Origin of the sequence: Pseudomonas sp. W2I6, assembly GCF_030815935.1 — a bacterium.
Lineage (GTDB): Bacteria > Pseudomonadota > Gammaproteobacteria > Pseudomonadales > Pseudomonadaceae > Aquipseudomonas.
Window position 1 is genome coordinate 5,081,855 of record NZ_JAUSXJ010000001.1, and the last position, 13,688, is coordinate 5,095,542.

Here is a 13,688-nt window from a genome sequence, read left to right on the forward strand (position 1 = left end):
TTAGCCTCGTGGCTCTATGCTTGCTGCCAGGATCGCCAGCACCAACTGCTGGAAATCCAGGCCGGCGGCACGAGCGGCCATGGGTACCAGGCTGTGGTCGGTCATCCCGGGTGCAGTGTTGACTTCCAGGAACCAGAAGTTCCCCTGGTCATCCTGCATCACGTCTGCCCGCGCCCAACCGGCGATACCCAGCGCCTCACAGGCTTTCGCCGTGAGGTCCATCAATTCCTGTTCCTTGGCTGCGTCGAGGCCGCACGGGATCCGGTACTGGGTATCGGAGGCCACATACTTGGCGTCGTAGTCGTAAAAGGTGTGGGGCGTGCCCAATGCGATGGGCGGCAATACCTGGCCACGCAGAGTAGCGATGGTGAACTCGGGACCTTGAATCCACTGTTCCACCAACACTTGCGAATCGTAGGTACTGGCCGCTTTCCATGCGTCAATCAATTCGGCGGCTGAGTTCACTTTAGCCATGCCGATACTGGAGCCTTCATGGGCTGGTTTGACGATCAAAGGCAGGCCCAGTTCCTTGGCTGCAGAAATACAATCGTCTTCGCTGCACAGCACGCTGTGACGCGGGGTCGGAATACCCAGGCTGTGCCACACCTGCTTGGTGCGCAACTTGTCCATGGCCAGGGCGGAAGCGAGGATGCCGCTGCCGGTATACGGAATGCCCAGGCACTCCAGCAGGCCCTGCATGCTGCCGTCTTCACCGCCACGGCCGTGAAGAATGATGAAGGCGCGGTCGATCTTCTCGGCCTGCAGGCGCGACAGGATGTCATCTCCCACGTCGATGCCGAACGCATTCACACCGGCACTTTGCAGCGCTTCCAGCACGGCATTGCCGGACTTCAGCGACACTTCACGCTCAGCGCTCTTGCCACCGAACAGCACCGCAACCCGGCCGAAGTCGGCAGGTTGAATGGTCGAGAACAGGGAGCCGTAGTCAGTGGTCATTTCGACTTCCCCTGTGCGGCGGCAAACAGCGGGCTTGCCAGCAATTTAGGGGCGAGGCCACCGATGTCACCGGCACCCTGGCACAGCAGGATGTCGCCGGCACGCAGCAGCGGCTTGACGATCGGCGCCAGGTCCACACCACGCTCGATGTAGATCGGGTCCAACTGGCCGCGTTGACGGATGCTGTTGCACAGCTTGCGGCTGTCGGCACCCGGGATCGGTTCTTCACCGGCCGGGTAGACTTCCATCAGCAGCAACACGTTGGCATCCGCCAGCACATTGACGAAATCGTCGTACAGGTCGCGGGTACGGCTGTAGCGGTGCGGCTGGTACACCATCACCAGGCGGCGTTCCGGCCAGCCACCGCGTACGGCCTTGATCACCGCTGCCACTTCGGTCGGGTGGTGACCGTAGTCGTCCACCAGCATCACGTTGCCGCCGTCCACCGGCAGTTCGCCGTAGACCTGGAAGCGACGGCCCACGCCGGCAAAACCCGACAGGCCTTCGACGATGGCTTCATCGCTGACGCCTTCGTCGGAGGCGATGCAGATGGTCGCCAGGGAGTTGAGTACGTTGTGGTTGCCCGGCATGTTTACCGAGACATCCAGCGGCTCGCGGTCAGGACGCAGCACGGTGAAGAAAGTCTGCATGCCTTGCTGGCGCACATTGATCGCGCGCACGTCACAGTCTTCGCTGAAGCCGTAGGTCACGGTCGGACGCTTCACCAGCGGCAGGATTTCGCGCACCACCGGATCGTCCAGGCACACCACGGCCAGACCGTAGAACGGCAGGTTGTGCAGGAACTCGACGAAGGTTTTCTTCAGTTTGTTGAAGTCACCGTCGTAGGTCGCCATGTGGTCGGCGTCGATGTTGGTCACCACGGCCACCAGCGGTTGCAGGTGCAGGAAGCTGGCGTCGCTTTCATCGGCTTCGGCGATCAGGTAACGGCTGGTCCCCAGTTGTGCATTGGTGCCGGCTGCATTCAGGCGGCCACCGATGACGAACGTCGGGTCCAGGCCACCGGCGGCGAACACCGAGGCGATCAGGCTGGTGGTGGTGGTCTTGCCGTGGGTACCGGCGACGGCGATGCCGTGGCGGTAGCGCATCAGCTCAGCCAGCATTTCGGCACGCGGCACTACGGGAATGCGGCGTTCAAGGGCGGTGGCCACTTCCGGGTTGGAGGTGTTCACAGCGCTGGAGACCACCAGCACGTCGGCTTCGGCAGCGTTCTCGGCGCGGTGGCCGATAAAGATTTTTGCGCCAAACGATTCCAGGCGCTCGGTGACCGGCGACATTTTCAGGTCGGAGCCGGACACCTGGTAACCCAGGTTCAGCAACACTTCGGCGATCCCGCACATGCCCACGCCGCCGATACCGACGAAGTGGATGCGACGGATGCGGCGCATTTCCGGTTGCGGCATGGCTTTCTGATTCTCAACCATGGGCCACCTCCAGGCAGATATCGACCACGGTGCGGGTTGCGTCAGGTTTGGCCAGGCGGCTTGCGGTGCTCGCCATGCTGTTCAGTCGTTCCGGTTGCATCAAAACCTCGGTCAGGCGTGCGGCCAAATCGGCGGCGCCAGTCGTTCTTTGCGGCAGCAGGAAGGCAGCGCCCTCCCCGGCCAAATATTCGGCGTTGCGGGTCTGGTGATCGTCGATCGCGTGGGGCAAAGGCACCAGCAAGGACGGCAGACCGGCGGCGGCCAGTTCACTGACGGTCAACGCACCTGCGCGACAGACCACCAGGTCGGCCCAGCCATAGGCTTGGGCCATGTCTTTGATGAAGGGCTGCACATTCGCCTCCACACCCGCATCGCGATAACGCGTGGCGGTCACTTCATCGTGGTTCTTGCCGGCCTGATGGAAGATCTCCGGGCGCAGCTCCACGGGGAGTTGTGACACCGCTTCAGGCAGCAATTTGTTCAACGGTTCGGCGCCCAGGCTTCCGCCCAGGATCAACAGGTGCGCCTTGCGACCGGCCAATGGCTGGCGGGCGATGTCCATGAACAGTTCGGTACGCACCGGGTTGCCGGTGGTACGCAACTTGTCCGCGGCACCAAAGGTCTTCGGAAACGCCTCGCATACCCGTGCAGCCAAGGGCACCAGCAGGCGGTTGGCAGTGCCGGCCACGGCATTCTGCTCGTGGACGATCACTGGCACGCCGGCGAGTCTTGCCGCAACACCGCCCGGGCCGGTCACGTAGCCACCAAAGCCCAGCACGCATACCGGCTTCACTTCGCGGATCACCTTGCGCGCTTGCCACACGGCCTTGAGCAACACGAACGGCGCCTTCAGCAGGGACAATTTGCCCTTGCCACGCAAGCCGGTGACGTTGATCAAATGCAGCGGCAAGCCGGCATTCGGTACCAGATCATTTTCGATGCCGCGCGGCGTACCGAGCCAATGCACGCTGTAGCCGCGGTTCTGGAATTCGCGGGCACAGGCCAGCGCCGGGAACACGTGGCCACCGGTGCCGCCTGCCATGATCAGCACGTTAGCGCCCATGGTTCGGCTCCTCGGCGAAGTCGCTTTCGCTGAACTCCATCTCTTCGCTGCCCAGGTGGGTCCGACTCTCCCACTCGATACGCAGCAACAACCCGAGACAGGCGCAGCAAATCACCAACGAGCTGCCGCCGTAACTGAGGAACGGCAAGGTCAGGCCCTTGGTCGGCAGCAGGCCGACGTTCACCCCGATGTTGATCAGGAACTGGCCGATCCACAGGAACGACAAGCCGTACGCCACGTAGGCGGCGAAATATTGCTTGGCCTTTTCGGCCCACAAGCCGATGTACATGCCGCGAACACACACGAACACGAACAGCGCGACGGTGCACAGCGAACCGACCACACCCAGCTCTTCGGCGAGTACCGAGAACACGAAGTCGGTGTGGGCTTCCGGCAGGTAGAACTGCTTCTGCACGCTATTGCCCAGGCCCACGCCCAGCCACTCGCCGCGACCAAAGGCGATCAACGCCTGGGTCAACTGGTAGCCGGAACCGAACTGATCGGACCACGGGTCGGTAAAGGTAATCAGACGGGCCATCCGGTAGGGTTGCGCCTGCACCAGAATGGTCACGGCGGCCACCGCCAGCACCACCATCAAGGTGAAGCGGAACAGGCCGACGCCGCCGAGGAACAGCATCGCCGCCGCCGCGCCCATCATTACAACGGTGGCACCGAAGTCCGGCTCCATCAGCAACAGGCCGGCCATGGGCAGCAGCACGATGAACGGCTTGAAGAAGCCCATCCAGCTTTCGCGTACTTCTTTCTGGCGCCGCACCAGGTAGCCAGCGAGGTAGATCACCACGAACACCTTGGCGATTTCCGAGGGCTGCACGTTGAACGCACCGAAGCCGATCCAGCGCATCGAACCGTTCACCTCACGCCCGATGCCGGGCAGGATCACCATCACCAACAGGCCGAAGGCGCCCACCAGCATCAGCCAACCCAGGCGCTGCCAGGTGGCAATCGGGATCATCATGGTGACGATGCAGGCACCGAGACCGATCACCAGGTACACCAGGTGACGGATCATCATGTACAGGGTGTTGCCCGATTGCACCGCGGCCACTTCCGAGGAGGCCGAGGTGATCATCACCAGGCCCAGGCCCAGCAGCGCGAGGCAACCGGCAAGCATCGGGAAATCAAGGTCGATACCGCGCCCGGTAATGATCGGCGACGGGTACGGCTTGATGATGTTACGGAAATTGATACTCATGCCAAGGCCTCCACGGCGCGGGCGAACAGCTGGCCGCGCTCTTCGTAGTTCTTGAACATGTCGAAACTGGCGCAGGCAGGCGACAGCAGCACCACGTCGCCCGGCTGAGCCAAGGCTTTGGATTGGGCAATGGCATCGTCCAGGGACTGCGCGCGCACCTGCGGTACGGCGTCGCCCAGGGCATCGGCGATCAAGCCGGAATCACGGCCCATCAGCACCACGGCGCGGCAGTTGGCGGCGACCGGGCCTTTAAGGTCCTTGAAGTCGGCACCCTTGCCGTCGCCACCGGCAATCAGCACGACCTTGCCTTGAATGTCGGCACCCAAACCTTCGATGGCAGCGAGTGCCGCACCGACGTTGGTGGCCTTGGAATCGTTGTAATAGCCAACGCCATCCAGCTCGCGAACCCACTGGCAGCGATGCTCAAGGCCGGCAAAGCTGCGCAGGGCCGAGAGCATGGCGTCGAACGGCAAGCCAACTGCGTGACCGAGCGCCAGCGCCGCCAGGGCGTTGGCCTGGTTGTGGGCACCACGGATTTTCAGTTCGCGCACCGGCATCAGGTTCTGGAATTCGAAGGCCAGGTATTTCTCGCCGTTCTCTTCCCGAAGGCCGAAGGCCTTGAAGTCAGGCTTGTTCAGGCCGAAGGTCCAGCACGGCAGACCTTCGCCGATCAGCGGACGGCTCAGGGCATCCTGACGGTTTACCACCACTTGCCGCGCGCCACGGAAGATCCGGTGCTTGGCCAGGTGATACGCCGGCAGGCCGCTGTAGCGGTCCATGTGGTCTTCGCTGACGTTGAGCACGGTGGCCACTTCGGCGTTGAGCTGGTCAGTGGTTTCCAGCTGGAAGCTCGACAGCTCCATCACGTACAGCTCGACGTCGTCGTTGAGCAGGTCCAGCGCCGGCGTGCCGAGGTTGCCGCCCACGGCCGCGCGCTTGCCGGCCGCAGCCGCCATCTCGCCCACCAGGGTGGTCACGGTACTTTTGGCATTGGAACCGCTGATGGCCACGATCGGCGCCTTCGCGTTACGCGCGAACAGCTCGATGTCGCCGGACAACTTCACGCCACGGGCCGCCGCCGCTTGCAGGGCCGGGGTCGCCAGGGCCAGGCCGGGGCTCACGTAGAGCTCATCGGCACGGCACAGAAACTCGACATCCAGCTCGCCACAACGCACTTCCACGTGCGGGTAGTCACGGCGCAGCGTGACCAGCTCCGGTGGATTTTCCCGCGTATCGGCCACGGCAAACGACGTGCCCCGGTTCGCCAGGAAGCGAACCAGGGACATGCCGCTCTTGCCGAGGCCGACAACGATGCGGAAGTGGTCTGAAGCGATCAGGGACACTCGTTTCTACCTCAGTTTCAGGGTGGCAAGGCCGAACAGAACCAGAATCACGGTGATAATCCAGAAACGGACAATCACCCGCGGCTCAGGCCAGCCCTTGAGTTCAAAGTGGTGGTGAATCGGCGCCATGCGGAATACGCGGCGCCCGGTCAATTTGAAGGAGGCAACCTGGATCACCACCGACAGGGTTTCCATCACGAACACACCGCCCATGATGAACAGGACGATTTCCTGGCGGACGATCACCGCGATAGTGCCCAGGGCCGCGCCCAGCGCCAGTGCGCCGACGTCGCCCATGAAGACTTGTGCGGGGTAGGTGTTGAACCACAGGAAGCCCAGGCCCGCACCGATCAACGCACCGCAGAACACAATCAGTTCGCCCGCGCCCGGTACATAAGGGATCAGCAGGTATTCAGCGAATTTCACGTTACCCGACAGGTAGCAGAAGATGCCGAGGGCACCGCCCACCATCACCGTCGGCATGATCGCCAGGCCGTCGAGGCCGTCCGTCAGGTTGACCGCGTTGCTGGAGCCGACGATCACGAAGTAGGTCAGCACCACGAAGCCGACGCCCAGTGGAATGCTGGCGTCCTTGAGCATCGGGATGATCAGGGTGGTTTCCACCGCGCTTGGCGCAGTCATGAACAGGAAGATCGCCGCGCCGAGGCCGAACACCGACTGCCAGAAATACTTCCAGCGGCTTGGCAGCCCCTTGGAATTCTTCTCGATCACCTTGCGGTAGTCATCTACCCAACCGATGGCGCCGAACAGCAGGGTCACCAGCAGCACGGTCCAGACATAACGGTTATGCAGGTCAGCCCACAGCAGCGTACTGATGCCGATGGACGACAGGATCAACGCACCGCCCATGGTCGGGGTGCCGGATTTGGACAGGTGCGACTGCGGGCCGTCGTTGCGTACCGACTGGCCAATCTGCAGGTTTTGCAGGGTACGGATCATCCATGGCCCGAGGAACAGCGACAACGACAGCGCGGTCAGCACACCCAGGATCCCGCGCAGGGTCAGGTACTGAAAGACCGCGAAGCCTTTGTGGAACTGTTGCAGATACTCAGCCAGCAGCAGCAGCATTAATGTTTCTCCGTACTTGAGCCACACAAGGCCGCGACGACGTTTTCCATCACCGCGCTGCGCGATCCCTTGATCAAAATAGTGGTGTGTTTGTCTTGTTCAGCCGCACTCAGTGCCTGGATCAGTTCGGCCTGGCTGGCGAAATGCCTGGCGCCCGGCCCGAAGGCGTCCACGGCGTGCAGCATGTTCGGGCCAACGGCGTAAAGGGCATCGACCTTGCCGGCTGCGTACGCGCCGACTTCACGGTGAGACTGTTCGGCCCACTCGCCCAGCTCGGCGATATCCCCCAGTACCAGCACCTTGCGACCGGCGAAACCGGTCAGCAGGTCGATGGCGGCACAGATCGAGGACTGGTTGGCGTTGTAGGTGTCATCAATCACGCGCATGCCGTTGCTGGCCAGTTGCGCGACGGTGCGGCCCTTGACCGGTTGCACGGCGCCAAGGCCGGTGGCGATGCCAAACAACGACACGCCCAGCACGTGGGCGGCGGCGGCGGCAGCCAGGGCATTGGCGACGTTGTGGTTGCCCAGCAGGTTCAGCTGTACGTGCTCGTCACCTTGCGGGGTATGCAGGGTGAAGGACGGGCAGCCACGGGCGTCGGCCTTGATATTCGAGGCATGGAAATCGGCAGCGGCGTTGTGCACCGCGAAGCTCAAAACCTTGCGACCGGCGGCACGTACGCGCCAGGTTTCGAAGGCCTTGTCATCGAGGTTCAGCACGGCAGTGCCGGATGCGTCGAGGCCTTCGATGATTTCGCCCTTGGCTTCGACGATCTTTTCAGGGCCGCCAAACTCGCCGACGTGGGCGGTACCGGCGTTGCTGATCACCGCGACGTGAGGCTTGGTCATGGCCACGGTGTAAGCGATTTCGCCGATGCGCGAAGCACCCAGCTCGATAACGGCCGCCGTGTGTTCCGGGGCCAGTTCGAGCAGGGTCAGCGGAGCGCCGAAGTCATTGTTCAGGTTGCCACGGGTCGCCAGGACCGGGCCGCGCGTGCGCAGGATGCCGGCCAGCAGCTCCTTGACCGTGGTCTTGCCGCTGGAACCGGTGATCGCCGCAACAGGCATGGTGAAGGCGGCACGGTTCAGCGCCCCCAGTTGGCCGAGGGCCAGGCGGGTGTCGGCGACCAGCAATTGTGGCAGCGTCGAGTCAGCGACTTCGCGCTGCACCAGAGCGCCGACAGCGCCTTTGGCAGCGACGTCATTCAGGTAGTCATGGCCATCGAAACTCGGGCCGGCCAAGGCGACAAACAGTTGCCCGGGCTTGATCGTCCGGCTGTCGATGCTGACGCCATCAAAGCTGCAATCAGCCGACAGCACGCGCGCCGACAAGGCCTGGGTCAGTTCGCTGAATTTAAGCGGCTTAAGCATGGGCCACCTCCCACGCGGTCAGGGCGTGATCAGCCTCGACCAGATCGGAGAAGGCGTGGCGTTCGCCGTTGATTTCCTGATAGTCCTCGTGGCCTTTACCGGCCAGCACCACCACGTCGTCAGCACTTGCGCCGGCGATCAATTGGGCGATGGCTGCACCGCGACCGGCAACGAACGTCGCCTTGGACGCATCTTTAAAGCCGACACGAATGTCATCGAAAATCTGGCTTGGGTCTTCGCTGCGCGGGTTGTCGTCAGTCACGAGCACACCGTCGGCCAGGCGCTCGACGATTTCCGCCATCAGCGGGCGCTTGCCGCGATCGCGGTCACCGCCACAGCCGAACAGGCACAGCAATTTACCCTTGGCGTGGGGGCGCAGGGCCTGCAGGATTTTTTCCAGGGCGTCCGGCGTGTGGGCGTAATCGACCACCACCAGCGGCTGGGAGCCGCCGCCGAGGCGCTGCATGCGACCGGCCGGGCCTTCGAGCTTCGGCAACACCCGCAGGATTTCGTCGAGGGCGTAATCCAGGCCGAGCAAGGCACCCACAGCGGCCAACACGTTGCTCAGGTTGAAACGCCCGAGCAACGTGCTGCGCAAATGGTGCTCGCCCTGAGGCGTAACCAGCGTGGCGCGCACGCCTTCGTCATCAAAGGTGGCTTCACGGCAATACAGGTAGGCGCTGGAGTCTTCCAGGCTGTAGCTGATCAGGCGGCCGTCGCCTTGGGCGGCGGCCAGTTGGCGACCGAATTCGTCGTCCAGGTTGACCACCCGGCACTTCAGGTCATTCCAGGCAAACAGCCGGGCCTTGGTGGCGGCGTAGGCCTCCATGGTCCCGTGGTAATCCAGGTGATCGCGGGACAGGTTGGTCATCACCGCCACGTCGAACGCCAGGGCAGTCACGCGCCCCTGGTCCAGACCGTGGGACGAGACTTCCATGGCAACCGCCTTGGCACCGGCCTTTTTCAGGTCGGCCAGGGTCGCTTGCACGGCAATCGGGTTAGGCGTGGTGTGCAGCCCGCTTTGCAGCGCGCCGTAGAATCCGGTGCCCAGGGTGCCCACGATGCCGCAATGCTGACCCAGCAGGTCAAGCGCCTGGGCGACCAGTTGGGTCACGCTGGTCTTGCCGTTGGTACCGGTCACGCCCACCAGGTTCAGGGTGCGGCTCGGGTCGCCATAAAAGCGCCCGGCGATGTCCGACAATTGCGCAGCCAGGCCCTTGACCGGAATCAAAGGCACGTCGGTGATCGGCAGCACGGTGGCGCCTTCCACTTCATAGGCTACTGCCGCAGCGCCGCGTTGCAGCGCGTCGGCGATATGGTCACGGCCGTCGAACTTGCCACCCGGCACTGCCAGGAACAGGTCGCCGGCACGCACATTACGGCTGTCCAGGGTCAACTCGCGAATCAGCAGATCGCGGCCGGCGTGGGCAAAAATCTTGTTCAGGCTCAGAGACATCAGCCGCGCCCTCCATTGGCTTTTACAGCAGCGGCCGGCGGGCCGGCGTTCGCTTGTTGGGTAGCCGGCAGGTTGTCCGGCGTGATGTTCATCAGGCGCAACGTCCCGGACATCACCTTGCTGAACACCGGCGCCGATACCAGGCCACCGAAGTAACCGGCTTTGCTCGGCTCATCGATCACCACGACGATGGCGTAGCGCGGATCGCTCATCGGGCCGAAACCTGCGAACAGCGAGCGGTAGGAGTTTTCGGCGTAGCCCTTGGTGCCCACGGCGGTTTTACGCGCGGTACCGGACTTGCCTGCCACGTGATACGCCGGCACCTGGGCACGGAACACGCCACGCGGTGCTTCGATCACTTGTTGCAGCATGCCTTGCATGGTCTTCGCGACGTTTTCCGGGATCACCTGGGTCGCAGGCGGCGCCTCGTCCAGGTGGATCAGGCTCAGCGGCACCATGCGGCCGTTGTTGGCCAGCACCGAGAAGGCGTGGGCCAGTTGGATGGCTGTTACCGACAGGCCATAACCGTAGGAAAGCGTGGCGGTCTCGGCTTTTTTCCAGTCACGGTAGTTCGGCAGGTTGCCCACACGTTCGCCCGGGAAGTCCAGGCCGGTGGGTTGCCCCAGGCCGACTTTCTGCGCGAGGTGGTAGATGGCTTCGCCGCCGATATCGAAGGCGACTTTACTCATGCCCACGTTACTGGAGTTGATCAGGATACCTGTCAAATCCAGCACCGGACCTTCGGTGCGCGACACGTCACGAATGGTGTATTTGCCCAGCTGCAATGTGCCCGGGTAAACCTCGACCTTATCGGCCGGTTTCCAGCGCCCGGTTTCCAGGGCGGCACTCATGGAAATGGCTTTCATGGTCGAACCCGGCTCGAACACGTCGATCATGGCGCGGTTGCGCATCATCGCCGGCTGCAGGTTGCGACGGTTATTCGGGTTGTAGGTCGGCTGGTTGACCATGGCGAGAATCTCGCCGGTCTTCACGTCCATGATCACCAGGCTGCCGGCTTTCGCACCGTTCTCGATGATCGCGTTACGCAGCTCACGGTTGGCCAGGTATTGCAGGCGCAGGTCAATCGACAACGCCAAGGGCTTACCGGCCTTGGCGTTTTTGGTGACCTGGACATCCTTGATCAGTCTGCCGCGCCGATCCTTGATGACCTGTCGTTTGCCGGGAACCCCGGCCAGCCATTCGTCGTAGGCGAGTTCCACGCCTTCGCGACCGTGATCATCAATGTCGGTGAAACCCACCATATGGGCGGTGGTTTCGCCGGCCGGGTAGAAACGCCGAAATTCCTCGATGCCGTAGACACCGGGGACTTTAAGGTCGAGTACTTGCTGGCCTTGTTCGGGGGTGAGCCCGCGAACCAGGTAGATGAATTCTTTATTGGCCTGGGCTTCGAGGCGTTCGCTCAGGGCTTTCGGGTCCTGGCCCAGGGCGGCAGCCAGTTCCGGCCATTTGTCCTTGGCGGTCTGCATTTCCTTGGCGTTGGCCCACAGGGTGGTCACCGGGGTACTGACGGCCAGGGGCTCGCCGTTACGGTCGGTGATCAGGCCGCGGTGTGCAGGAATCGGGATATGCCGCAGGCTACGGGCATCGCCCTGGCCGATCAGGAAGTCACGGTCCACCACTTGCAGGTCGATAATCCGCCAGGCAATCGCGCCCACCATCAGTGCCAGCAACCCCAGCACTACGCGGAAACGCCACGGGTAGAGTGCGCCCTCGAGTTTCATCATGGCGCCACCATGCGAACTTCTGCAGCGCCCGGGATGTGCATCTTCAGTTGTTCAGTGGCCAGCACTTCGATGCGGCTGTGGGCCGTCCAGGTACTTTGCTCGAGGATCAACCGGCCCCACTCCGCCTGCGCCTTGTCGCGCACGCTCAACTCCCCGTACAGGGTATTGAGCAGTTGGCGGTTGTAATGGGCGCTGTAGGACACCGCAATCGCGGACACCAGCACGCCAACAAATAGCAGCAACATAAAGAAGCTGCCGCCCGGGAGGGGCTTGGCGAAAAGCTTGCTCACCGCAACTTCTCCGCAACGCGCATGACAGCGCTACGGGCACGTGGGTTGGCCTTGAGTTCGGCTTCGGAAGCGAACTGCGCTTTGCCATGGATTTTGATTTTCGGCACAAAAGCTTCGTAACGCACCGGCAGGTTGCGCGGCAGGTTGTCGGACTCGCCCTTGACCAGGCGACGCATGAACAATTTGACGATGCGGTCTTCCAGGGAGTGGAAGCTGATCACCACCAGGCGACCGCCCACTTCCAGGGCTTCCAGGGCGGCTTCGAGGCCGGCTTCCAGGTCGCCCAATTCGTTGTTGACGTGAATACGCAGGCCCTGGAACGCACGGGTTGCCGGGTTCTTGCCCTTTTCCCATGCAGGGTTGGCGACTTTCAGCACTTCAGCCAGGTCGGCCGTGCGCTCGAACGGCTGGATTTCCCGGCGTTCGACCACGGCACGCGCCATGCGGCCAGCGAAGCGCTCTTCGCCGTATTCCTTGAACACACGGGTGATTTCTTCGTGGGGAGCGGTAGCGATGAACTGCGCGGCGCTGATGCCACGGCTTGGGTCCATGCGCATGTCCAGCGGGCCGTCGTTCATGAAACTGAAGCCGCGCTCAGGGTCGTCCAGCTGTGGGGAAGACACGCCCAGGTCCAGCAGAACCCCGGCCACCTTGCCCGCCATGCCACGTTCGGCGACTTCTGCACCGAGCTCGGCAAAGCTGCGCTGCACAACGACAAAGCGGCCGTTCTTCGGCCGCTAGCGCTTGCCCGGTGGCAATCGCTTGAGGGTCTTTGTCGAACCCGAGGAGCTTACCGTCCGGACCCAGCTGGCTGAGGATCAGCCGACTGTGCCCGCCCCTGCCGAAGGTGCCATCTAAATAGCAGCCATCCGCGCGTACGGCGAGAGCCTCAACGGCTTCGTCAAGCAGTACGGTGATGTGGTTAAAGCCGCTATCAATAGTCACAGGATCAAATCACGCAGTTCATCAGGCATGGCGCCCGGTTGTTGAATAGCAGCCAGGTCAGCTGCAGAAACAGCATCCCAGGCATCTTCGTCCCACAATTGGAACTTGTTCAGTTGGCCTACCAGCATCGCGCGCTTGTCCAATTTGGCGTATTCGCGCAGACGCGGTGGAACCAGGAAACGACCACTGCCATCGAGTTCGAGGTCGACGGCATTACCAATCAGCAAGCGTTGCAGGCGGCGGTTCTCTTCACGCAGTGAAGGCAGTGCACGCAACTTGGTTTCAATCAGCTCCCACTCATCGAGCGGGTACACACATAAACAGGGATCAACGGCATCGATGGTGATGATCAATTGCCCGGAACTTCGCGAAATGAGCTCGTCACGATACCGGCTCGGCATGGCGAGACGGCCTTTTGCATCGAGACTGATAGCGTTAGCTCCGCGAAACACAGATGCGTTTCTCCAAATTTTAGCGTTTTACGTTCAAAAAACCCACTTTGTGCCACTTTCCGCCACTTGCGCACACTATAGGAATGCGCCCACCACACCGTCAAGGCGCGGATTCAAGGAAAAGCCTTACAGAACGGAGATTTAGGAAGGTAAAGGGAGGAGAAACGAGAGTTTGACGGCGATTTTGACTCAACAACACCAAATAGCTCAAAGAGCTAAGGCTTAAAGTTAAAGTAATTTATTAAGAGTAAGATTTTTTCGGTATTACGAAGACGCATCTGCTGACGATTCAGCAGGGAGGGATTCTCGCGTTACTACCAGGT

At 62.2% G+C, this 13,688-nt stretch carries 11 protein-coding genes and 1 pseudogene; all 12 read right to left on the reverse strand.

Annotated elements, in window-relative coordinates; translation table 11 throughout:
- Entirely contained in the window at positions 1–957 is a 957-nt protein-coding gene (locus QF039_RS23395; protein ID WP_307520963.1) for a D-alanine--D-alanine ligase, read from the reverse strand.
- Positions 954–2,399, reverse strand: a complete 1,446-nt coding sequence (murC, locus tag QF039_RS23400) for a UDP-N-acetylmuramate--L-alanine ligase (protein WP_003216219.1) — start codon at positions 2,397–2,399, stop codon at positions 954–956. The genes QF039_RS23395 and murC overlap by 4 nt, the downstream gene beginning before the upstream one ends.
- The gene (gene murG, locus QF039_RS23405) at positions 2,392–3,462 is read right to left on the reverse strand and encodes an undecaprenyldiphospho-muramoylpentapeptide beta-N-acetylglucosaminyltransferase (RefSeq protein WP_134327307.1); all 1,071 of its coding nucleotides are present in this window, start codon (positions 3,460–3,462) and stop codon (positions 2,392–2,394) included. The genes murC and murG overlap by 8 nt, the downstream gene beginning before the upstream one ends.
- Positions 3,452–4,675 carry a putative lipid II flippase FtsW gene (ftsW, locus tag QF039_RS23410; protein WP_003216215.1) on the reverse strand — a complete coding sequence of 408 codons (1,224 nt, stop codon included), beginning with the start codon at positions 4,673–4,675 and terminating at the stop codon, positions 3,452–3,454. Before ftsW ends, murG begins: the two co-directional genes overlap by 11 nt.
- Positions 4,672–6,018, reverse strand: coding sequence for a UDP-N-acetylmuramoyl-L-alanine--D-glutamate ligase (gene murD / locus QF039_RS23415; protein WP_307520966.1), 1,347 nt, complete (start codon positions 6,016–6,018; stop codon positions 4,672–4,674). The genes ftsW and murD overlap by 4 nt, the downstream gene beginning before the upstream one ends.
- Positions 6,019–6,024: 6 nt before the next feature.
- Positions 6,025–7,107: a phospho-N-acetylmuramoyl-pentapeptide-transferase gene (gene mraY / locus QF039_RS23420; RefSeq protein ID WP_008434230.1), complete on the reverse strand. Its 1,083-nt coding sequence runs from the start codon at positions 7,105–7,107 to the stop codon at positions 6,025–6,027.
- On the reverse strand, positions 7,107–8,477 hold the full coding sequence (gene murF, locus QF039_RS23425; RefSeq protein WP_307520967.1) for a UDP-N-acetylmuramoyl-tripeptide--D-alanyl-D-alanine ligase: 1,371 nt from the start codon (positions 8,475–8,477) through the stop codon (positions 7,107–7,109). The genes mraY and murF overlap by 1 nt, the downstream gene beginning before the upstream one ends.
- A complete protein-coding gene (locus QF039_RS23430; protein WP_177008738.1) occupies positions 8,470–9,933 on the reverse strand; it encodes a UDP-N-acetylmuramoyl-L-alanyl-D-glutamate--2,6-diaminopimelate ligase in 1,464 nt (487 codons plus the stop codon). Before QF039_RS23430 ends, murF begins: the two co-directional genes overlap by 8 nt.
- Positions 9,933–11,675 (reverse strand): penicillin-binding protein 2, encoded by a 1,743-nt coding sequence (locus QF039_RS23435; RefSeq protein WP_166742205.1) that lies wholly within the window; start codon positions 11,673–11,675, stop codon positions 9,933–9,935. The genes QF039_RS23430 and QF039_RS23435 overlap by 1 nt, the downstream gene beginning before the upstream one ends.
- Positions 11,675–11,968, reverse strand: coding sequence for a cell division protein FtsL (gene ftsL / locus QF039_RS23440; RefSeq protein WP_003216203.1), 294 nt, complete (start codon positions 11,966–11,968; stop codon positions 11,675–11,677). Before ftsL ends, QF039_RS23435 begins: the two co-directional genes overlap by 1 nt.
- Positions 11,965–12,913, reverse strand: a pseudogene (gene rsmH, locus QF039_RS23445) (16S rRNA (cytosine(1402)-N(4))-methyltransferase RsmH). The gene ftsL and the pseudogene rsmH overlap by 4 nt, the downstream one beginning before the upstream one ends.
- On the reverse strand, positions 12,910–13,365 hold the full coding sequence (gene mraZ / locus QF039_RS23450; protein ID WP_003171868.1) for a division/cell wall cluster transcriptional repressor MraZ: 456 nt from the start codon (positions 13,363–13,365) through the stop codon (positions 12,910–12,912). The pseudogene rsmH and the gene mraZ overlap by 4 nt, the downstream one beginning before the upstream one ends.
- Between the last annotated feature and the right edge of the window lie 323 nt (positions 13,366–13,688).

Bases quoted from the DNA above. Each gene is read 5' to 3' on its own strand.
- murC (WP_003216219.1), bottom strand. From the start codon at position 2,399: ATGGTTGAGAATCAGAAAGCCATGCCGCAACCGGAAATGCGCCGCATC.
- QF039_RS23395 (WP_307520963.1), bottom strand. From the start codon at position 957: ATGACCACTGACTACGGCTCCCTGTTCTCGACCATTCAACCTGCCGAC.
- murG (WP_134327307.1), bottom strand. From the start codon at position 3,462: ATGGGCGCTAACGTGCTGATCATGGCAGGCGGCACCGGTGGCCACGTG.
- mraY (WP_008434230.1), bottom strand. From the start codon at position 7,107: ATGCTGCTGCTGCTGGCTGAGTATCTGCAACAGTTCCACAAAGGCTTC.
- QF039_RS23435 (WP_166742205.1), bottom strand. From the start codon at position 11,675: ATGAAACTCGAGGGCGCACTCTACCCGTGGCGTTTCCGCGTAGTGCTG.
- QF039_RS23430 (WP_177008738.1), bottom strand. From the start codon at position 9,933: ATGTCTCTGAGCCTGAACAAGATTTTTGCCCACGCCGGCCGCGATCTG.
- ftsW (WP_003216215.1), bottom strand. From the start codon at position 4,675: ATGAGTATCAATTTCCGTAACATCATCAAGCCGTACCCGTCGCCGATC.
- murF (WP_307520967.1), bottom strand. From the start codon at position 8,477: ATGCTTAAGCCGCTTAAATTCAGCGAACTGACCCAGGCCTTGTCGGCG.